This window comes from Chlamydia felis Fe/C-56 (assembly GCF_000009945.1).
Classification (GTDB): Bacteria; Chlamydiota; Chlamydiia; order Chlamydiales; family Chlamydiaceae; genus Chlamydia; species Chlamydia felis.
In genome coordinates, this window is the sequence record NC_007899.1 from 555,613 (window position 1) to 573,648 (window position 18,036).

Sequence of the window (18,036 nt, forward strand, 5' to 3'; positions counted from 1 at the left end):
GCTATGTCAAAGAGGTCCTAAGTACAATGGAAATGACGAGTCAAGAAAATAAAGATGGCGGGAGATCTCCACTTCCCTGTCCTCCCTGTGTAATGGTGATTTTCGGTGCTACTGGAGATCTAACAGCACGCAAGTTATTTCCAGCATTGTATCATCTGATTAAAGATGGCAGGCTATCCGAAAATTTTGTTTGTATAGGATTTGCTAGAAGAAAGAAAAGTCATGAGCAATTTCGAGAAGAAATGAAATTAGCCATACAGAATTTTTCTCGTGCTCAGGAGATTGATATCCGCATCTGGGAAGAATTTGAATCTCGTATATTTTACCATGAGTCTAACTTCTCCTCTCCCGAAGGCTATGACTCCTTGAGAGAGAGGCTGGAAGATATTGATAAAAAGTTTGGAACTCAAGGTAACCGGCTATTTTATTTATCAACACCTCCAGATTACTTCCCCGAGATTATCGAAAATATCAATAAGCATGGTCTTTTCTATCACGATCAAGGAGAGGGAAAACCCTGGTCGCGGGTGATTATAGAAAAGCCTTTCGGTGTGGATTTGCAAAGCGCTCGGGTTCTGCAAAAGTACATAGATGATAATCTAGATGAAAAGTTTGTCTATCGTATAGATCACTATTTGGGGAAAGAAACCGTGCAAAACATCCTTACGATACGTTTTGCTAATACCCTATTCGAGTCTTGTTGGAATTCCCAATACATCGATCACGTGCAAATAAGCGTTAGCGAATCTATAGGCATAGGCACACGAGGGAACTTCTTTGAGAAATCAGGAATGCTTCGTGATATGGTACAAAACCATATGATGCAGCTCCTGTGTTTATTAACCATGGAACCTCCTTCGATATTTAATTCTGAAGAGATAAAGAAAGAAAAGATCAAGGTGCTTAAGAAAATACGCCCATTTTCTAAAGAAAGTATTGTTCGAGGTCAGTATGGCCCAGGAGAAGTGCAAGGGGTTTCTGTTCTTGGTTATCGAGAAGAGGAAAATGTTTCTCCAGAGTCTTCAGTAGAGACTTTCGTGGCTCTAAAAATGTTTATAGACAACCCCCGTTGGCTTGGGGTTCCTTTTTATCTTCGAGCAGGAAAGCGTCTTTCTAAACGTTCTACAGATATTTCTATTATCTTTAAAAAGTCTTTCTCTACTCTATTTGAATCAGAATCATGCCCCGTATGCCCTTTAGAGAATGACCTTTTAATTATCCGTATACAGCCGGATGAAGGTGTAGCCTTGAAGTTCAATTGTAAAGTTCCCGGAATGAATAATATCGTGCGTCCTGTGAAAATGGATTTTCGCTATGATACCTACTTTAAAACGACTGCTCCAGAAGCTTATGAAAGACTACTTTGCGATTGTATTTTAGGTGATAGGATCCTATTTACTTGCAGTGATGAAGTGATGGGGTCCTGGGAGCTCTTTACTCCGATTTTAAAGCAATGGGAGCAAGATTCTTCAGATGTCTTCTTCCCTAATTATGTTGCCGGATCTTCAGGCCCCAAAGAAGCTGAGGAATTACTACAGGCAGATGGAAGGAATTGGCGTCCTCTGTAATTTAACTTTATTATGAGATGTTTATGGCAACATTAGTTAACTTTAATGATACGAACAAACTACTCCTCACAAAAAAACCAGAATTGTTTATTGATTTGGCTAGTAAAGATTGGATTGCTAGTGCGAATAAATCGATAAGGCAGCAAGGAGCTTTCTATGTTGCGCTTTCAGGCGGGAGAACTCCTTTAGAAATTTTTAAAGACATCGTAACGAATAAAGAAAAACTTTCTGATCCCACGAAGATCTTTTTATTTTGGGGAGATGAAAGAAATGTCCCCCACACATCTTCAGAAAGTAATTATGGTCAGGCAATGAGTATACTTCGGGAGCTAGATATTCCTGAAGAGCAGATTTTCCGTATGGAAACTGAAAACCCTAACGGGGCTAGGAAATACCAAAACCTTATAGAATCTACAGTCCCAGAGGTAAGTTTTGATATGGTTATGCTGGGTCTTGGTGAAGATGGTCATACCCTATCTCTCTTTCCAAATACACAGGCCTTAAATGAACACGAACGCCTAGTCGTTTTTAATGAGGTTCCTCAATTAGAAACAGAGAGAATGACACTCACACTCCCCGTTGTGCATAAAGCAAAACATGTAGTTGTTTATGTCCAGGGGGAAAATAAAAAAGCTATAGTAAAGAGCATTTTTTTCCCAGAAGATAAAAAGGCTCAGTCTTATCCTATAGAACTTATTGGACAAGCAAGAACCCCCTTGTTTTGGATTCTTGCTGCAGATGCTTATGATTTGAAAGACTTCGACCAGATTTCTTCTCTCTATAAATTAGACATTATCTAAATTTATAGGTTCAGTAAGATATTCAAAGATCAGGAAATATACCTCTCCTAGTTAAGTTTGCGAGGATCGTACTACCTCGTCATAACTTGGTGGGGGCTCCTCATCATAAGGCGGTGGAGGAGCACTCGGAACTGAAGGCGACATTTGAGTATTTAAATTATGGGAGAATAATCCAGCATTTAGATATGAGCGCTCTCTGTAATTAAACACTGTTATTGGGTAATTTGCAATACACTGTTGTACTACGGTCTGGCTTATCTCATTTCTATTATACTCATTAGCGTTATGAACCATTTGATCAGCGATCATGGTGTACAGCATAGATCTATTTAAATGGCCGACAGCTGCATTCTGTTTTTTAGACATATAAACAGAAGCTATCATAAAGCTAATCAACCCGGTTAATAGAAGCCCCCCTCCTCCGGCACAACAACCGATAATCGCTGCGGGGATAATAGCTGCTGCCATCGGCCCAGAGAAGAAAATAGATAGTATAGCTCCTGCAGCAAGTGCTAGTAGGGCTAGGGTGCAAATGATAGCGCAGATTAGGAAACTAATCTTAACAGCTCTGTAATTTTTATAAGCTGATATTAAATGTTTATTTGCTTCTACAGAAACAATAGCAACGGCTTTTGATTTGGCTTTTTCCTGGCTGTCAGCCTGGAAAGAGGCTACATTCAAGTAGATGTCCCTATTTCTATGTTTTAAGTTAGAGATCTCGTTGGAGGCTTTATGGATTTTTATAGCGCTTAAAATCGCAGATCCTAAAGAAGAACCGAATATTCCTAGAACTAAAGCAGCGAGAATCCCAAGGATAAAAACAACAATAACAAATTCCCCACCGCTGCCGGATCCCCCGCGATATAAACTTCCTCCATCACAGCAAGTACGACATAATAGACTTATCCAGCAGAGGTGCTCCACACAATGCAGAACAGCACCTGAAGTTGTCATGATAGAAAAAGCTGTATCGATTTCAGGAGCTGATCTTGAAGGGTAGAGAGCCGAATCTGTTGTTGCTAATTTATTTATTGATCTAGAAGTTGCTTGTGTTTGATTTTCTAAAAAATCAGCATACTCACAACTGGAGTCTAGATTTGTAAAGTTTAACTTCCCTCTATCCGTAAGGTTTAAAATTAAGTTGCGGGTAGCCGAGTTGGAGGAAGCAACCCTATTGTTTAAGGAGGAAACTGTCATGATGGTAGTTTTTCAATTAAAAATAAACCAATGAAGCACTAATTATAAATTATTTCGAATTTTAATTCGTTATTATTTTTGTGTTTAATAAGAGGGTTCTTTACAAACCATTTATGTTTTAAGAATCCTTTACCAATTGATTACGTGTTCCAGGTATGCCGGAGTGCCCGACGCGAAGTTGACTACAGAGTCTATGGATCCGAAACTTGCGTAATTATTTAGATGCCCTTTAAACACGAGTGCTAACCCATGTAAAATGGATCCTATTAAAGGAATGAGAATTAGATGTTCTGTGATTATCTCTGTTGGTATTCTCCCAAAAGATTCGCTTAAAGATATGCCGCTTTCTCCTCTTTGGATTAGAAATTTTAGGGTTTTAGCAACTATTTTTATAATTAAAATAGACCAAGCTAAAATACTCGCAATTACCGAAACTGCAGGAAAGGTAATAAGATCAAAAACTACGCATACGACCTTTTTAGAGGTTGAGTAATCGCTAAGATCTTGCTGTCCAAAATTTAAATAACACGTCATGGTATAACCTCATACTGTAAAAGTGTTAGTGTCTATTATTTTGATTTCTTCTTCGATCTTCTTCTAGAACTTCTGCGTAAGTTGGTGGGGGGGCTTGTGTATAGGGTGGTGGCAAAGGCGGCATGATGGGCTCAGGGCTGTTAGGAGGAGCTGTCGGAGAGGTAAAAATCTCTTCTTCTCCTATCTGAAGAACATGTTCCATATGAGCTAAAGTACGCCCTCTTAACCGCTCTTCGGAATATGTGAAAAGTGGAAAGACGTTGGGGTCTAAAAGTTCGCTGTGAGGACTTAAACAGTTTCTGGCTACTACAGAAGCGATATCGTTAGAGGTTTGTGGAGACCGGATTTGCTCACTGATATAAAGGCTAAGTAGAGAGCGATGAATAGAATCAACCGCTGATTGACGTTGTCTCTGACTGCATTTTGAGTGGGGAATAGAAAGTAAACCTAAAATTAAGAAGGCTAAACCACCCGCTCCAAGAGACCATGCCGCTGGAGACATAAAAAATGTGTTGGAGAAAATACCTCCGGAATTAAAGGCAAACACACTTCCTACAACAAACACTATTATGGCTAGTACGGAAAGTATGGCTATGGCTAGAGAAACAATTTTCCAAGCAAGTAACTATAATGCTGATTTTTTTGCGTGATTTAGGGCTGTTGCAGAAGCTATATAACCACCCTTTTTAAAGGGTGAGATATGACTATTTTTAAGAAGGCTTAAGATTTTTTTCTCTTGTCTGTGGAAAAGCACACTTTTGTGTACCAGATGGCAGACGCTGACAGCGCTTCTTATTACATTTCCAAGTGTATTTTGATAGATAACATTAACTATGGTGCATATTTCTTGAACGAATATTAAAAAGAAGTTAGAGCTTTCCGAAAAGTTACAACAAGGACTTCTTTGCGACGAGAACCAGGGAGAGCAGTCGGAGGTGAGCTGAACAGCTGGAGTTGGTCTTTCTGGAAAAAGAGGAGCAGCCTCGGATAAGAAGATCCCATTTATAACGGCAAGATTATTAATAGTTGGATTACTATTAGTGACTTCAGAATTTATAAGTCGGGTTAGGGAGCTATTTTCGCATCTTGAAATTTCATAAATTGTAGATTTATTCCCCGTGATGGTGTCAAAAAAAACCAGGACCCGGCTATTAGAATGAAGATGGTCTAGGGAAGCGGTCATCAGATCCACAGTCTCAATAATTACCGAAGGAGTATATTTGGACTTCTCTTTTTATTTCAAACCATTTTAATGTACTAACACAATGCAATCCGTTGCAATTATTGAGATCTAACTTGTAGCTTAATGATTGCTAAGTAGATCGTGATTTTTCTACTCTGTTTTTAATTTTTTTCATAGAATATACTTCTTTGATGCTATTTACAGCATCAGAGATGAACTTCTGAATTTATATAGGCGTCTTTTTTGTAGGCGAATTTTCGACTATTGTTATGTTAAAGAATATTTTTTATATCATTATGGGCCCTCCAGGATCTGGAAAGGGAACACAATCGCAATGTCTTGCTGAAAAATTGGGATTACCACATATCAGTTCGGGAAATCTTTTGCGATCTGCTATAAAAGCATCCACTCCTTTAGGAATCAAAGCATCGGAATACATAGATGAGGGGCAGCTAGTTCCAAATGGTCTTGTTTGGGAAATTGTACAAGAAACTCTAAACAAGTCAGAATGTTTATCAGGATGTATTATTGATGGTTTCCCCAGAACTTTAGATCAGGCAGTTCTTTTGCATGATTTTTTGGTAAAAGCTAATGCTGATTACCGAGTGATACAATTAGACGTTGCTGATGAAGAAATTATTCGCAGAATCTACTCCCGATTTATTTGTCCTTCATGTAATTTCGTCTATAATCAGAGTCAGGGTTTTAGAGAATGTCCTACGTGTCATAGTGAGTTAGTCCGTCGTTCTGATGATACCCTCGAGGTTATTCAGAAGAGGCTGGAAAGTTATAAGAATACTACGGCTTCTGTAATTGACTATTATGCAGATTTAGGGAAACTCACATGTGTTCCTGCTGAAAAATCTCCTGATGAGGTTTTCCAAAGTATCTTGGCTTGTATAGAAGATTAAGCTTTGCTCTCCTTTTAGGCGTTTTAAAAGCAATTTTTTGATGTAGATAAGAAAGATGAAACATTATCAACTTTATGCGCCTGTTTCTGACCTCTCATCTATACATGGTGATTTAGAAACACAGCTATTATTTGGAGAGCGCCTACTTTCTGGTAAAGATGCCCACTATGCCTACTCTCAATTAGTCTACAATGGAGATTTTTGGCGTCCCTACCCAGTCAAAAACATCTCATCAGAAGCCTCATTTTTTCACCTACTTCAACACATTTCACCTAACGCTGCAGTCAAATCTTTTGATGCTTTTTTAGAACCCTGGCATATTCCCCTACCCTATGGCACGCCACTAACCATAGATTCTCGGGGAAAGGTCTTCTTGCCTGAAGAAGTTAGAAAAGGGATCAGATTCCCTCTTGATAAGGAAGAGCCTTTTTGTAAATTGACTCATGTGCGTTTTTTGAATACTCCCCTTTCTATGGATCTTTTACTTAAAGAATCCGAGAATTTTTTAGATATCCCTTATGTATGGGGAGGACGTTGTGTTCATCGCTCTTTAATAGATTGTGGTTTAGATTGTTCTGGTTTTATAAATATTTTGTTTCAAGCTCATGGATTAAGCATCCCTAGAAATGCAAGAGATCAATACAAAGATTGTGATTTAGTGGATAGTTTTGGAAGTCTTCCTCCAGGAGGATTTGTCTTTTTACAAAATGATCAGGGGTTGCGAATTTCTCATGTGATGTTGAAGAAAAGTTCAACATGTTTAATTCACGCAGCTCAAACTCTGGGGAAGATCGTTCTTTTTTCTTTGGGAAGAGATATAGTATTTAGTAAAAACAGTTTTCGGGCTCAGAATGCTCAAGGAAAAGCATTTTTTGGAGTGCCAAGAAAAAGAAAAGTCTTCTTCTAGACGAAAGACAAACTAGATTTAAAATATTTTCTAGATTCAGAAAATAAAAAAGCAAGCGAGTTGAACTTTGAAAAAAATTTCGCTTGCTCTGGATAAAAGAACAGATCTTAACGCTTAGAGAACTGGAAGCTTTTACGTGCTTTCTTATGGCCGTATTTTTTACGTTCTTTCTTTCTAGGGTCTCTAGTAAGAAAACCACGGCTCTTTAATTCTTGTTTAGAATCACCGTTCTTCTTTAATAGAGCTCTTGCCAACCCTAAACGTGTTGCGATCACTTGTCCTTGAATTCCACCACCATTTATACGAATAATAAGGTCGAATTCTTCAGTATGGCCAAGAACTTTTAACGGTGAAAGGATGGTAGCTCTTTGAATTTCCAAGGGAAAGTATTCATCAAAGGCTTTTCCATTTACGTCAATTTTACCAGTTCCTGGACGAAGGCGGACGCTAGAGACTGCTTGTTTTCTTCTTCCAGTAGCTACTGATTCTTCTATTGTACTTTTTACCACAATTCACCCCAAATTAAACATCTAATACAATCGGCTTCTGAGACTCGAACGTCTTGTAACAATCCCCTTTTAATATTCTTAAGGATTTGAATTGACGTTTACCCAAACGAGTTTTGGGCATCATACCTTTAATGGCGTGCTCGATAATATAAGATGGTTTTTTAGCCAACATATTCTCGAAAGGAACTTCGCGCATTCCGGAAATATATCCTGTATAGTAGCGATATATTTTTTGATTTTTCTTAGCGCCTGTCAAATGCACTTTTTCAGCATTGATAATGACAACACCATCGCCCATGGCTACGTGAGGCGTATAAGTTACCTTATGTTTCCCTCGTAAGATTTTTACAACCTCTGAAGAAAGTCTTCCCAAGGTTTTCCCCGTAGCATCGATAACATACCAAGACTTATTCTGAGATTCAGATGCTTTAGCAATGGTTGTTTTCGTGTCTTTTCTTTTTTCCATAGTAATATAACCGCCTTGTCAGAAGGGGGATTATAAATTTGTGCAATTTTTTTTCCAAATAAAAAGCAACAAAAGCAATCGAGAGCTGCTTTCCCAAAAGACAATTAATATAAATAGATAATCTTTAGAAAGGCAAATCAAATCTGATTTATTTTGTTTATATGACCGTGTGGAGTCATTTTCCTATGTGTTTTTCAGGCTATAAGATTAGATTTACTCTAAATGAGATAACTTTATTTTTTATTTGGAAGAAAAATCAAAAAACTGATGCTAGTCTTTTTTTTAAGAATCTTATTTACAAATTCATAACAAACAGAAAGATTTCATTGTTGCAATAAAGTTTTTAATAGAACTGTCTGATTGCTAATGCCTGGGATAGAAAACACGTCTTAATTTCTATGCGTGTTCTTACAGACGTCTAGATCATGGGGTTTCTCTTCAACCCTAATTCATCATCTAAATCATAATGTTAATTATCAAAATCTGTGTGTTTTAGGGTGTTTTTTATGTCAGGAATTATTTTACATTCCCTTTTTAGAAATGACTGTCGTTGTCATGCTTCCTATTCATTTGATAAGCGAATTCACGATCGTGTGACAATAGCCATAATTATGACCGTTATTTCTGCTGTTAGTTTGATTATAGCGCTTATTCCAGCCATTATAATGGCCACTCCTATAGGGTTTATTTGGGCGGGGATTTTTGGCGGAATAGCTCTCGCGCTGTTTGTTTTTGCGATTCTAACAAATTATTTAAGAACAAATATTCCTGAAGGGCTTAAAAAGGTTTTTAAAGAAAACTATCCTCCGGACTTTTGTAGTTTTATTGAGAAAAATCAGCTTACGGTTCAAGAAATACGCTTATTACTTAATGCTTTAGAAGAAGCTGGTGCTGATAGGGACATTTCTTTTCATAAATATTCAGTAGCCTTACCTCCAAAGTTAAAAACAGCATTAAAAAGATACGGTATTTCTGAGTTTGTCGATGGGCTCGAACAAGGAGATCTTGTTTCTTTAGACTCAGTATTGATTAAAAATTGCCCGCTGTATTGGTTGAGAAAATTTATAAAAGCGGCGCCGGAATTTCCTGTTAGAGGGATTATCGATCCGTCTTATGAAGAAGTCGCTTCTTATTGGTTAGGAAGATCTGGGGGATGTAGGAATGCAGGAACTGTTTTTTCAGATAACGTTTATTTTATTTCTCAAAAGATACAAAAGGAAGATTTCGAGAAGTTGTCTTTATGTATTCAAAGCAATGACTGGCTAAATGAGGAATTAGTTGCTGAAAAACATAGAATAGCAGAAGCGTGCTTGGAATTAAAAAAACAGACTCTTGAGGATAATGCTGGTATTGATGTTGCGAATTTCTTTAAAGAAATTGAGAACTCTCTTTTAGAATTATGCACGCATGGAGTTAGTTGGGGTCAATTAAATTTAATTAGTTCTATGAATTCTGATGAGTGGAATTTTCTGTGTGCTCTTGATGGAAATAAACAGGGAGTCCAAAGGTTTGCAGTCCCCTGTCTTGAAGAAGTTTCGGATGAGAGACATCATTTATACGAACCTATGATTTCTCTGGTGACTTGGAGGGATATTCGTGGGCTAGGGTTGGATGTGGAAGCTCTTCTTAATCAACAAATACGCGATCCCCAGGATAGACTTGTTAAATACTTTACAAGGCAATCGCGTTATCATAGAGCTATAGATCTAGTCCCTAAGGAGGCCTTAGAGCGTTTACCTAGGTATACTTTAGATTTTTCAACGGGGAATAGGGTGGGGTGATGTCTTAAAAAACAAGTTCGCCATTTTGTAGAATCCCCTCACGATGGCATTGACGCGCAAGTTGCTTATTGTGTGTTACTATAAGCACTCCGCGCGAGTTGTGCGATTGAGACAGAAGAAGATGGTGAATATATTTAGAAGTTTTGTCGTCTAAATTGCCAGAGGGTTCATCTGCTAATAAAATTGAGGGATTATTTATTAAAGCTCTGGCAATAGCTACGCGTTGTTTTTCTCCCCCAGAAAGAAGGCTGCATTGTGAATGCGTTCGATGAGATAGTCCTACAGCTTCTATGAGTCCTAACGCTTTGTTATAAGTAGAAGATCCTTTGGCTGTGGTTTGTCGAGCAATACTTGCGGGCATTAAGATGTTGTTTATTACAGTATCATCTTCTAAGAGATAGAAATTTTGAAAGATGAAACCAATATGCTGGTTTCTAAATGCAGATAGATTATAACTTTCCTTTTTTTTTCCTAGGAATATGAGTTCCCCTGAAGAGGGAGTGTCTAGTGTCCCCAGTAGATGAAGTAGCGTGCTTTTCCCATTTCCAGAAGCTCCTGTAATGGCAACTATTTCTCCTGGGTATAAGTTGAAGTTTACATTGCGAAGTATCTCTATATTTTGATTGCTTTGTTGGACAACTTTAGAAAGATTTTTAGCTTCAATAAGAGGTAACATGGTTATTCTGCTTTTAAAATATTAGAGACATGCATTTTTGCCACTTTTCTGGCTGGCAAAGCTCCTGAAATAGTTGCTAAGATTAAAGTTCCCAAGCCTAGAATAAAAATAGTAGGCACATGGAGTTCTTGAGGTAGTCCTTGACCAAAGAATGTGGAGTTAAAAGCTTCTCTCCCTTGTAGATAACTTAATCCCCTGGTAATCACTGAGAGGTTTTTCATTGTTAAAATAGCAAAAGCGGTTCCTAAAATAACGCCGATACTCCCAGAAAATGCTCCACAGAAGCCGAAAATCATTTTTAAGCTGCGAGAAGAAGTCCCCATGGCTTTAAGAATCCCTATTTCTTTCTTTTTATTATTAACTAAGAGAATAGACATGGTTACAACATTCGAACAAGCAACGATAAGGATGATAATAGAGACTAATAGAAATAAGACTTGATCACTACGTAGCTGATCTAAAATAGGTTTGAAGTATTGATAATCATAAAGAGATGATACTTCCCAGTATTGGTGTATTCCAGATTGACTTAGTAGGGCTTCAATTTGATTTTTAATCGGAATGATTTGTTTTGTATTTTTGAAGAATACGTGCAAGCCATTGAGCATTCCTAGTCCTGTGGATTCTGAACGGATTTGAGAGGCTAGGTCCATATCAATGAATACAATTTTACTTCCCAAGGGAGATAAACCAGGATTATAGAAACCTATGACATATACAGGGTGTTTGATTTCCTTTTGAGTTTCTGGAGAAAAAATACTAAGACTCCCCTTATCCCCTACTCGATATCCAATGTCTCGATAGTTAACAGGTAGAATTATCGAAGACCCGCCGTATGTATCTTTTAGTCTTACAAAATCTTTTTCCCAGCCTTCAGGAGATCTATTGAAAGGATTTAAAATTTCAGAGCTATAGTCTGTTTGTTCGTAGGGAAGAACCCGGTCTTTATATGCCAGATCTGAGGGATAGGCAATGAACTGGGAAAATGTTCGGGATTCAGATGTATTGGGATTTGCAATCCTATCCATTTGAACGTAACCCACGCCTTCTTCAAATTCTAGAAGTTGAGCTTGATTTTGTTCTAGATAGGGAGAGAGCTTTTCAAAAGCAATTTTTACAGGATCCCTTAATTCTCCCCCCGAGGTATTGTCGGGCATGGGAAAATTGTCTGGTAGAGAGTAGTCCGAATTTGGATCATAGGGATTTGTACAAGATGAGCAGAGCTTTTCTCCTATAGTTTTAGTTGTGTATTGAGAAAGATCGGCGTGCCTATCTATTTGATAGTAGTAGGAGTCGTAATAAATAGAAGAAGGAAGAATTTTTACTGGAGAATGAAGCTGGGAAAGATCATGAATCCAACGTTGTTCCAAACCATAAATTACGGAAATAAAAACAATGGATAACCAAGTAACTAAAGAAATGATGCCTATTGAAAATATAGAAACAATGGCAGATGACAATCTTTTTTTTCTTGGTATTAGATACTTAAAGGCAATTAGAAGTTCTAATTTCATGACCTACTCAACAACTTTGGATAGAAGCTAGCAGGTAAATAGAATCTTTTACTTAGCTTCTTTGAAAATTACGTGCCTACGCAGTTTTCTATCATATTTTTTGAGTTCTAGTCGACCTGTTGTTTTTCTTTTATTTTTCACAGTCCAGTACATATCGGAACTTTCAGTGCTTTTTAATTTGATGATTTCACGATTCTTACTAGCCATTGATGAATCCTTTTAAGAAAATGATAAATCGCTTATGATACTATATTTATTTTCAAAAAGAATCAAGAAAACTTCCCCATCATTACAAGAGAATCTTCATGAAAATTAAGGAACAGTTTTTTTTTAAACAGGAAGCTTCTAAAAATAAAATTCATTTTATTAGTTTGGGCTGCTCTAGAAATCTTGTGGACACGGAGGTAATGCTCGGGATTTTATTAAAGTCTGGGTATGAAGCCACCGAATCTCTTGAAGAAGCCGACTATTTAATTTTAAATACTTGTGCATTTTTAAAAGCTGCTCGCGATGAATCTACGGACTATCTTCAACGTATAATTAAGGCAAAAAAAGAAACAGCTAAGATTATATTAACGGGCTGCATGGTTTCTAAACATAAGGAGGAGTTGAAACCCTTGCTTCCCCATATACACTATGTCTTAGGTTCTGGGGATGTTGAACATATTCTATCTGCTATTGAATCTAAAGAATATGGGGAAAAAATCTCTTCTAAAAGTTATTTAGAAATGGGCGAGATTCCGAGAAAGTTGTCGACACCCAAACACTATGCTTATTTAAAAATAGCTGAGGGATGTCGCAAGCGCTGTGCTTTTTGCATAATTCCTACTATTAAAGGTGCTTTAAGAAGCAAGCCTCTGGATCAAATTATTAAAGAGTTTCGCCTATTGTTAAAAATGGGGGTTAAGGAAATCATTTTAATCGCTCAAGACTTAGGTGACTATGGCAAAGACTTCTCTGCGGATCGGAAATCTTGTCTAGATAAAGTACTAAAAGAGATGCTCAAAGAGCCGGGGGATTATTGGATTAGGATGCTCTATTTATATCCTGACGAAGTGGATGATACTATAATTGATCTTATGGAAAGCGATCACCGCCTTCTCCCCTATGTTGATATTCCTCTTCAACATATCAATAATCGGGTCTTAAAAAAGATGTTGAGAACAACGTCTAAAGAGCAAATTCTAGATTTATTAACCAAACTTCGCACACGGATTCCACATATTTATATCCGTTCATCATTTATTGTAGGATTCCCTGGAGAAACCGATGACGAATTTCAAGATCTTGTAGACTTCGTTAGAGAGGGATGGATCGATAATCTAGGTATCTTTTCCTATTCTCAAGAAGAAGGTTCTGTAGCAGCTGACATGCCCGATCAAGTATCTCAGAGTGTAAAATCCAAGAGATTAAAAATTCTTTCTCAAGCTCAAAAGCAAAATGTTGAGAAACATAATCAGAAGCTTGTGGGGCAAGTTGTTGAAGCTGTCATTGATGGGTATCATCCGGATAGTGAGCTTTTATTGACAGCACGTTTTTATGGACAGGCTCCAGAAGTTGATCCTTGCATTATTGTAAACGAAGCTCGTTTAGTTTCCGGATTTGGTGAGCGTTACTTAATCGAAATTACAGGTTATGTAGGTTATGATCTTATAGGTCGAGTTGTGAAAAAGGCGCCCGGAGAATAGTTTCCGGGCAAAATAGGATTCGGTATTTTATTCAAAATAAGGTAATTGAACTACATTCCAAGAAAATGATGCAGCACGCCATGAATAGGTTATATTTTTTAATCGGAAAAATCCGTTCTGTTTGGCTACGTATGTAGTTGCAATCCATTGCATAGGTCTGGCTCGATAATAGCTTGTTCCAGAACACGTGCAGCCTTGTAAAAATATTTCTCGTCCACCAACTACAGCTATTAAACAACACTCTCCTCCGGTCCCATTGTCTAACCATCCTCCGTGTTTTTCCATAACAACACTAATTCGGAAAAGCTTAGGGTTAGATGCAGATGCTGAAAACGTTAATTCTGCAGCATTACGTGTGTTGATGGAAAGACCAGGGATTCCGTTTAGAGATTCGACTACTGTTTCAAATCGATTCCATGGAATATTCCAAGACCATCCTCCGACGTCTCCCCATCCTACGTGTCCTCCAGACTTGGCAGAGCGCATGGCAACAGCTGTTTTAGTTTGTTTGAAACGTCCATAGGAAACATACTGTTGAGGACCGGTTTGGTTATTATTAAAATTAGAAGTATATCTTATCGTATGGTTGGTTAAATTTACTTTTCCATGGAAATTTGCTTGTTGGTTAGCCCCGACTGTAATATTCATATTACCACCAACGAACAAATCTTTTTTACAATTGAGTTGCCCGTTGGTGCAGTTGAGATTTTTAACAATAGTGTTCTTTGATGTTATGCCTTCTGATACAGTAAGAGCGGTTGTTTGTTTTTCAGCTGATAAATTTTGGGAGTAGATATTAAAACGAACAAAGGTAGGAAAACTGATATTAGTTTTAGGTGTTGCCATAAAGTTTAGTCCTCCTCAGAAAATCTTGATGCAAATGGGAACCAAATTACGCTTATAGAAGAAAATAAAATTGACATATAAGCGCTTGAGAATACGCTAATTTTAGGCTGATTGTTCTCTTGAGTAGAAATATTTGCGACCGAGAATATTGAGTATAATGAGATGGTTGTTCTATCTCTAGGGTAGCGCCCGCGAGTATCGGCTGTGCATAAGTTTTCGTATTGTTCCCCAGAACTGAGTCTTAAAAATAAATTTACCTCGTCATTTCCCGAGTGCTGACCAGAGTATCTTGTTGTCTGAAAAGTTACCTGATAAATTCCCGGGGCTTTAATTTTTATATATTGTGTATCAACATTGAAGTAATTTCGATACAGTTGTGTGTAATTTTCGAAATCCTTTGAAGAAAAGGATTTTAAAGGTAAGTTAGAGTTCTCCCGAATACTTACGAAGCCTCGATTATCTATCATACATGTATAAGCTTGTACGCAACTTTTTTTATAATAATTAAAAGTAAGGGCATCGTATGGAGCAACGGGGTCTGCGATATTATTAAGATGCAGAGAGTTATTGGAGTTTGGTGATAGAGTAATGTCTCCATTGAGGGTGGTTTCTTTTAATGAGAATCCAGACTGTCCCGTAAGATCTCCTCCAATAAAAAAGTCACAGTTTGAATTCACGTCATTAGTGACGGTCAATTTGTCTGCGTTAAACTCGTCTTGTATATTTAAACCACCTTCTATGTTTAAAGTGGCATTATCCATGTAAAGATTTTGATCTTTAACTCCTGTTGCATCAAATTCTTCCGCTTGTTTTGTGGGCTGTGATGGCGTCGAGCTAGAAATAAGTTTGTTTTGCTTGTTCATAGTTAAGTATGGGCCTCCGGGAAGAAAATGATTCCGAAATAAAAAGCACCTAAAACAGCGTCATTTTCTCTAAGGAGAGTTCTGAAAATTTGCTTTTTTCCTACATCTGTTAGATTGTCGTTGGGGTTGAGCATTACTTCCTTAATGTGTACAGAGGTAGATAGGCTTGCTTGTCCAGAATATCCTCCCCCACTATAAATCGTATTGCTACTATACATTGTGTCGGCACCATCTAGTAAGTGAATACTACCTCCCCATCCATTGTCCCATCCCCAACGTTTATTGAGTCCAACATCTATCATGTAAAAACCCTTGGACAATAGTTGTACGGCTTGTGTTCCTGGGTATGTAACAGTGGATTGCTTATTGTTGTAGTCAACAAATCGTATGTGCGAGAATATGTCGTGTGTTTGGTATGAGGTCCTAGCGGGACCTAGTATAGGCACTGGGCTTGACGAGTTGATATTAATTCTTCCAAACACCTTGAGAGAACAGAAAAAATATTCAGGGGAACGCAGGTAGTTTGCAGGCACAGGAGAAGAGTCATCCTTAGGCTGAGCAACGTTGCTTAGTCTATTACCATTCAGATTTATAGAAGCAGAGTTTTGCTGACTACTTATTGTGAGTGCGTTAACTGATGTAAGACCGGCAACGTTTATAGAGCCCTTGAAAGCTGCTGTTCCCGGCGTGGTTATAGAAAAGCTGTCTGTAGATTCTATGGACTGTGCGCTGACATCATTTGTTTGTACGTTTCCAGCAGCAACATTTCCTTGAAAAGTAGAATCTATAGAGAAATAACAATTGTTATTATTGTCATTAGAATTATTCATTTATTATTCCGATTTTTTTTTAATAAAAATCAAATAATAAAATATAGGTCAATTTTTAATATGCTTATTGTTATTAAATTAATTAAGTTAACGATCAAAAAACAACAATAAAAAGATGAGGGAGAAACAAAGAAAAACTAAAGAAAATTTTGGGGGTGGCTGGATTTGAACCAACGTATCCGTAAGGAGTCGGATTTACAGTCCGATGCAATTGACCGCTATGCGACACCCCCAAAAGAATGCTGGAGAAAGGAATTGAACCCTCAACCGTTCGATTACAAATCGAATGCTCTGCCAATTGAGCTACTCCAGCGAAAACTTTATTAACCGACAGGAAGTTAACTTATACGCTATTGGTTATTTTCTTCCAAGTCAGAATCAATATTTTTTGATATACGGTAGTCCTCTTGAGTTGGAATAAATTCCTCAGAAACAAAATCTGTATCAAGATTCACCTGCTCTGTCGAAAGGTCTAGAGGGGTGTTTGTGTCCATTACTTGAAAATTATGTTTTTTAAGCTGTTCAGCAACCAAACGGTCTTCTTGAGACTTAGCTTTTTTCATAGTTTTCTTGCTCAGAGTTGTTTTATTTTTGGTAATTTCATGATACTTATCAATTGCTTGCTTTTGATCAGATGTTAAGTTCTTAGAAAGACGTTGAAATAATTGCGTACAGCTATTTCCTGTTTCACCCGAAGTAACGACCTCTGCGGAAAATTTGAATTTTCCTTCGGAAGTATAACGAGCAGGTTGACTATCTTTTTTAAGACAGCACTGCTTGTATTTCTTGTTGGAACCGCATGGGCACGGATCATTTCTATTAACTTTTTTTGACATAGAATCCTTCTTAAAGAGAAGCGTTTAAAGGAAAGTTTAAATAAGCTGGAGATAAAAACCAATTACAAGTTTTTCGACAAACTAAGATTGTATTGCCAGCTTTGTTCCATCCTTTTACTATTCTTTCATGTCTATTTTACATTTACACCCCCCTTGGATTAAATCTGGTAAACGTATAGAAAGTTTGGTTCGTAAGGCTTTGTATACGTATTGCATGTTGGAAAATCATACTAAGATTGTCGTAGCTCTTAGCGGAGGGAAGGACAGTCTTACTTTGCTTTTAATGCTCAAGGCTATTTCTGGGAGAGGATTTCCAGAACTTGATCTTTATGCTGTGAATATTGGGGGAAAGTATTCTTGTGGATCAGAGGTTAGCCAGAAATATTTAGCCAATATTTGTGATAAAATTCAGGTCCCCTTCACTTCTATTGCCTCCCCCTATTCTCCTGAGGTTCCTGAATGCTATTCTTGTTCTCAAGTTAGAAGACGCTTATTATTTCAGGCGGCGAAAGAAGTAGGAGCCTCAGCCGTAGCTTTTGGACATCATCGTGATGATGTCGTACAAACAGCTTTAATGAATCTCTTGCATAAAGCTGAATTTGCAGGGATGTTACCTGTTTTAGGCATGGTACATTTCGATATCACTATCTTACGTCCTTTAATTCTTACCCCCGAATCGTGGATACGTAAATTCTCAAAAGAAAGTGGTTTTGCTCGTGTTACCTGTCGTTGTCCAGTTGTATCTTTGAGAACAAAAACGGAAGCGGCATTGAAATCATTAGAAGAAGTTTTTCCTCAAGCTAGACATAACATTGCTCTTGCTATAGAACAGCATGGATTGTCAAAAGCTCAAAAAACAAAAGCTAGTTAAACATGTTTTTTTTATGGATAAAAAATAAAAACTAGTTGAATGTTCTTTTCATGGAT

Annotated in this window: 20 protein-coding genes and 2 tRNA genes; 7 read left to right on the forward strand and 15 right to left on the reverse strand. The window is 37.5% G+C overall.

The annotated features are described in order from the left end of the window. Nucleotides 1-26 precede the first annotated feature (26 nt). Nucleotides 27-1,568, forward strand: a complete 1,542-nt coding sequence (gene zwf / locus CF_RS02370; RefSeq protein ID WP_011458020.1) for a glucose-6-phosphate dehydrogenase — start codon at nucleotides 27-29, stop codon at nucleotides 1,566-1,568. A gap of 23 nt (nucleotides 1,569-1,591) precedes the next feature. Continuing rightward, nucleotides 1,592-2,368 carry a 6-phosphogluconolactonase gene (gene pgl, locus CF_RS02375; protein ID WP_041468085.1) on the forward strand — a complete coding sequence of 259 codons (777 nt, stop codon included), beginning with the start codon at nucleotides 1,592-1,594 and terminating at the stop codon, nucleotides 2,366-2,368. Between the two features lie 51 nt (nucleotides 2,369-2,419). Here pgl and garD (CF_RS02380) read toward each other — a convergent pair whose 3' ends face one another. The 4 genes from garD (CF_RS02380) to garD (CF_RS05305) form a co-directional block, all read right to left on the reverse strand. Continuing rightward, nucleotides 2,420-3,565 (reverse strand): inclusion membrane protein GarD, encoded by a 1,146-nt coding sequence (garD, locus tag CF_RS02380; protein WP_011458022.1) that lies wholly within the window; start codon nucleotides 3,563-3,565, stop codon nucleotides 2,420-2,422. Nucleotides 3,566-3,694: 129 nt separating this feature from the next. Then, nucleotides 3,695-4,099 carry a hypothetical protein gene (locus tag CF_RS02385; protein ID WP_011458023.1) on the reverse strand — a complete coding sequence of 135 codons (405 nt, stop codon included), beginning with the start codon at nucleotides 4,097-4,099 and terminating at the stop codon, nucleotides 3,695-3,697. Between the two features lie 25 nt (nucleotides 4,100-4,124). Further along, a complete protein-coding gene (locus CF_RS05300; RefSeq protein ID WP_232500670.1) occupies nucleotides 4,125-4,601 on the reverse strand; it encodes a hypothetical protein in 477 nt (158 codons plus the stop codon). 123 nt (nucleotides 4,602-4,724) lie between these two features. After that, nucleotides 4,725-5,282, reverse strand: coding sequence for an inclusion membrane protein GarD (gene garD, locus CF_RS05305; protein WP_011458025.1), 558 nt, complete (start codon nucleotides 5,280-5,282; stop codon nucleotides 4,725-4,727). 269 nt (nucleotides 5,283-5,551) lie between these two features. Between garD (CF_RS05305) and CF_RS02395 the strand changes: the two genes are divergently transcribed. Next, nucleotides 5,552-6,193, forward strand: a complete 642-nt coding sequence (locus tag CF_RS02395) for an adenylate kinase (protein WP_011458026.1) — start codon at nucleotides 5,552-5,554, stop codon at nucleotides 6,191-6,193. A gap of 55 nt (nucleotides 6,194-6,248) precedes the next feature. After that, complete coding sequence (locus tag CF_RS02400; protein WP_011458027.1) at nucleotides 6,249-7,100, forward strand: C40 family peptidase; 852 nt, start codon at nucleotides 6,249-6,251, stop codon at nucleotides 7,098-7,100. A 107-nt stretch (nucleotides 7,101-7,207) separates the two neighbouring features. Here the strand turns inward: CF_RS02400 and rpsI are convergent, their stop codons facing one another. Then, nucleotides 7,208-7,609 carry a 30S ribosomal protein S9 gene (rpsI, locus tag CF_RS02405; protein ID WP_011458028.1) on the reverse strand — a complete coding sequence of 134 codons (402 nt, stop codon included), beginning with the start codon at nucleotides 7,607-7,609 and terminating at the stop codon, nucleotides 7,208-7,210. Nucleotides 7,610-7,622: 13 nt separating this feature from the next. Then, a complete protein-coding gene (gene rplM, locus CF_RS02410) occupies nucleotides 7,623-8,075 on the reverse strand; it encodes a 50S ribosomal protein L13 (protein WP_011458029.1) in 453 nt (150 codons plus the stop codon). A gap of 506 nt (nucleotides 8,076-8,581) precedes the next feature. Here rplM and CF_RS02415 point away from each other — a divergent pair. After that, entirely contained in the window at nucleotides 8,582-9,856 is a 1,275-nt protein-coding gene (locus CF_RS02415) for a DUF1389 domain-containing protein (protein WP_011458031.1), read from the forward strand. A gap of 4 nt (nucleotides 9,857-9,860) precedes the next feature. On the opposite strand, the gene CF_RS02420 is transcribed toward CF_RS02415, so the two are convergent. The 3 genes from CF_RS02420 to rpmG are packed head-to-tail and all read right to left on the reverse strand — an operon-like array spanning nucleotide 9,861 to nucleotide 12,253. After that, nucleotides 9,861-10,532, reverse strand: coding sequence for an ABC transporter ATP-binding protein (locus CF_RS02420; RefSeq protein WP_011458032.1), 672 nt, complete (start codon nucleotides 10,530-10,532; stop codon nucleotides 9,861-9,863). A 2-nt stretch (nucleotides 10,533-10,534) separates the two neighbouring features. Further along, nucleotides 10,535-12,046, reverse strand: a complete 1,512-nt coding sequence (locus CF_RS02425; RefSeq protein ID WP_011458033.1) for an ABC transporter permease — start codon at nucleotides 12,044-12,046, stop codon at nucleotides 10,535-10,537. A gap of 48 nt (nucleotides 12,047-12,094) precedes the next feature. Then, a complete protein-coding gene (gene rpmG, locus CF_RS02430) occupies nucleotides 12,095-12,253 on the reverse strand; it encodes a 50S ribosomal protein L33 (protein WP_020370150.1) in 159 nt (52 codons plus the stop codon). A 98-nt stretch (nucleotides 12,254-12,351) separates the two neighbouring features. Between rpmG and rimO the strand changes: the two genes are divergently transcribed. Continuing rightward, nucleotides 12,352-13,734, forward strand: a complete 1,383-nt coding sequence (gene rimO / locus CF_RS02435) for a 30S ribosomal protein S12 methylthiotransferase RimO (RefSeq protein ID WP_011458034.1) — start codon at nucleotides 12,352-12,354, stop codon at nucleotides 13,732-13,734. A gap of 27 nt (nucleotides 13,735-13,761) precedes the next feature. Here rimO and CF_RS02440 read toward each other — a convergent pair whose 3' ends face one another. The 6 genes from CF_RS02440 to CF_RS02465 all read right to left on the reverse strand — a co-directional run bounded on the left by CF_RS02440 (nucleotide 13,762) and on the right by CF_RS02465 (nucleotide 17,109). Then, nucleotides 13,762-14,580, reverse strand: coding sequence for a hypothetical protein (locus CF_RS02440; RefSeq protein WP_011458035.1), 819 nt, complete (start codon nucleotides 14,578-14,580; stop codon nucleotides 13,762-13,764). A gap of 5 nt (nucleotides 14,581-14,585) precedes the next feature. Continuing rightward, the gene (locus CF_RS02445; RefSeq protein ID WP_011458036.1) at nucleotides 14,586-15,443 is read right to left on the reverse strand and encodes a hypothetical protein; all 858 of its coding nucleotides are present in this window, start codon (nucleotides 15,441-15,443) and stop codon (nucleotides 14,586-14,588) included. Nucleotides 15,444-15,445: 2 nt separating this feature from the next. Continuing rightward, complete coding sequence (locus tag CF_RS02450) at nucleotides 15,446-16,273, reverse strand: hypothetical protein (RefSeq protein WP_011458037.1); 828 nt, start codon at nucleotides 16,271-16,273, stop codon at nucleotides 15,446-15,448. Nucleotides 16,274-16,423: 150 nt separating this feature from the next. Then, nucleotides 16,424-16,506 (reverse strand) — tRNA-Tyr (locus CF_RS02455). 7 nt (nucleotides 16,507-16,513) lie between these two features. Beyond that, nucleotides 16,514-16,586 (reverse strand) — tRNA-Thr (locus CF_RS02460). A gap of 37 nt (nucleotides 16,587-16,623) precedes the next feature. Further along, nucleotides 16,624-17,109 (reverse strand): YecA family protein, encoded by a 486-nt coding sequence (locus tag CF_RS02465; RefSeq protein ID WP_011458038.1) that lies wholly within the window; start codon nucleotides 17,107-17,109, stop codon nucleotides 16,624-16,626. A gap of 127 nt (nucleotides 17,110-17,236) precedes the next feature. On the opposite strand from CF_RS02465, the gene CF_RS02470 reads away from it, so the two are divergent. Continuing rightward, a complete protein-coding gene (locus CF_RS02470; RefSeq protein ID WP_011458039.1) occupies nucleotides 17,237-17,980 on the forward strand; it encodes a tRNA 2-thiocytidine biosynthesis TtcA family protein in 744 nt (247 codons plus the stop codon). Nucleotides 17,981-18,036 lie beyond the last annotated feature (56 nt).

Bases quoted from the DNA above. Each gene is read 5' to 3' on its own strand.
- CF_RS05300 (WP_232500670.1), bottom strand. From the start codon at position 4,601: ATGTCTCCAGCGGCATGGTCTCTTGGAGCGGGTGGTTTAGCCTTCTTA.
- CF_RS02425 (WP_011458033.1), bottom strand. From the start codon at position 12,046: ATGAAATTAGAACTTCTAATTGCCTTTAAGTATCTAATACCAAGAAAA.
- CF_RS02415 (WP_011458031.1), top strand. From the start codon at position 8,582: ATGTCAGGAATTATTTTACATTCCCTTTTTAGAAATGACTGTCGTTGT.
- CF_RS02385 (WP_011458023.1), bottom strand. From the start codon at position 4,099: ATGACGTGTTATTTAAATTTTGGACAGCAAGATCTTAGCGATTACTCA.
- CF_RS02400 (WP_011458027.1), top strand. From the start codon at position 6,249: ATGAAACATTATCAACTTTATGCGCCTGTTTCTGACCTCTCATCTATA.
- pgl (WP_041468085.1), top strand. From the start codon at position 1,592: ATGGCAACATTAGTTAACTTTAATGATACGAACAAACTACTCCTCACA.
- rimO (WP_011458034.1), top strand. From the start codon at position 12,352: ATGAAAATTAAGGAACAGTTTTTTTTTAAACAGGAAGCTTCTAAAAAT.
- garD (WP_011458025.1), bottom strand. From the start codon at position 5,282: ATGACCGCTTCCCTAGACCATCTTCATTCTAATAGCCGGGTCCTGGTT.
- CF_RS02420 (WP_011458032.1), bottom strand. From the start codon at position 10,532: ATGTTACCTCTTATTGAAGCTAAAAATCTTTCTAAAGTTGTCCAACAA.
- rpmG (WP_020370150.1), bottom strand. From the start codon at position 12,253: ATGGCTAGTAAGAATCGTGAAATCATCAAATTAAAAAGCACTGAAAGT.
- CF_RS02395 (WP_011458026.1), top strand. From the start codon at position 5,552: ATGTTAAAGAATATTTTTTATATCATTATGGGCCCTCCAGGATCTGGA.
- rplM (WP_011458029.1), bottom strand. From the start codon at position 8,075: ATGGAAAAAAGAAAAGACACGAAAACAACCATTGCTAAAGCATCTGAA.
- garD (WP_011458022.1), bottom strand. From the start codon at position 3,565: ATGACAGTTTCCTCCTTAAACAATAGGGTTGCTTCCTCCAACTCGGCT.
- CF_RS02465 (WP_011458038.1), bottom strand. From the start codon at position 17,109: ATGTCAAAAAAAGTTAATAGAAATGATCCGTGCCCATGCGGTTCCAAC.
- CF_RS02440 (WP_011458035.1), bottom strand. From the start codon at position 14,580: ATGGCAACACCTAAAACTAATATCAGTTTTCCTACCTTTGTTCGTTTT.
- CF_RS02450 (WP_011458037.1), bottom strand. From the start codon at position 16,273: ATGAATAATTCTAATGACAATAATAACAATTGTTATTTCTCTATAGAT.
- zwf (WP_011458020.1), top strand. From the start codon at position 27: ATGGAAATGACGAGTCAAGAAAATAAAGATGGCGGGAGATCTCCACTT.
- CF_RS02445 (WP_011458036.1), bottom strand. From the start codon at position 15,443: ATGAACAAGCAAAACAAACTTATTTCTAGCTCGACGCCATCACAGCCC.
- CF_RS02470 (WP_011458039.1), top strand. From the start codon at position 17,237: ATGTCTATTTTACATTTACACCCCCCTTGGATTAAATCTGGTAAACGT.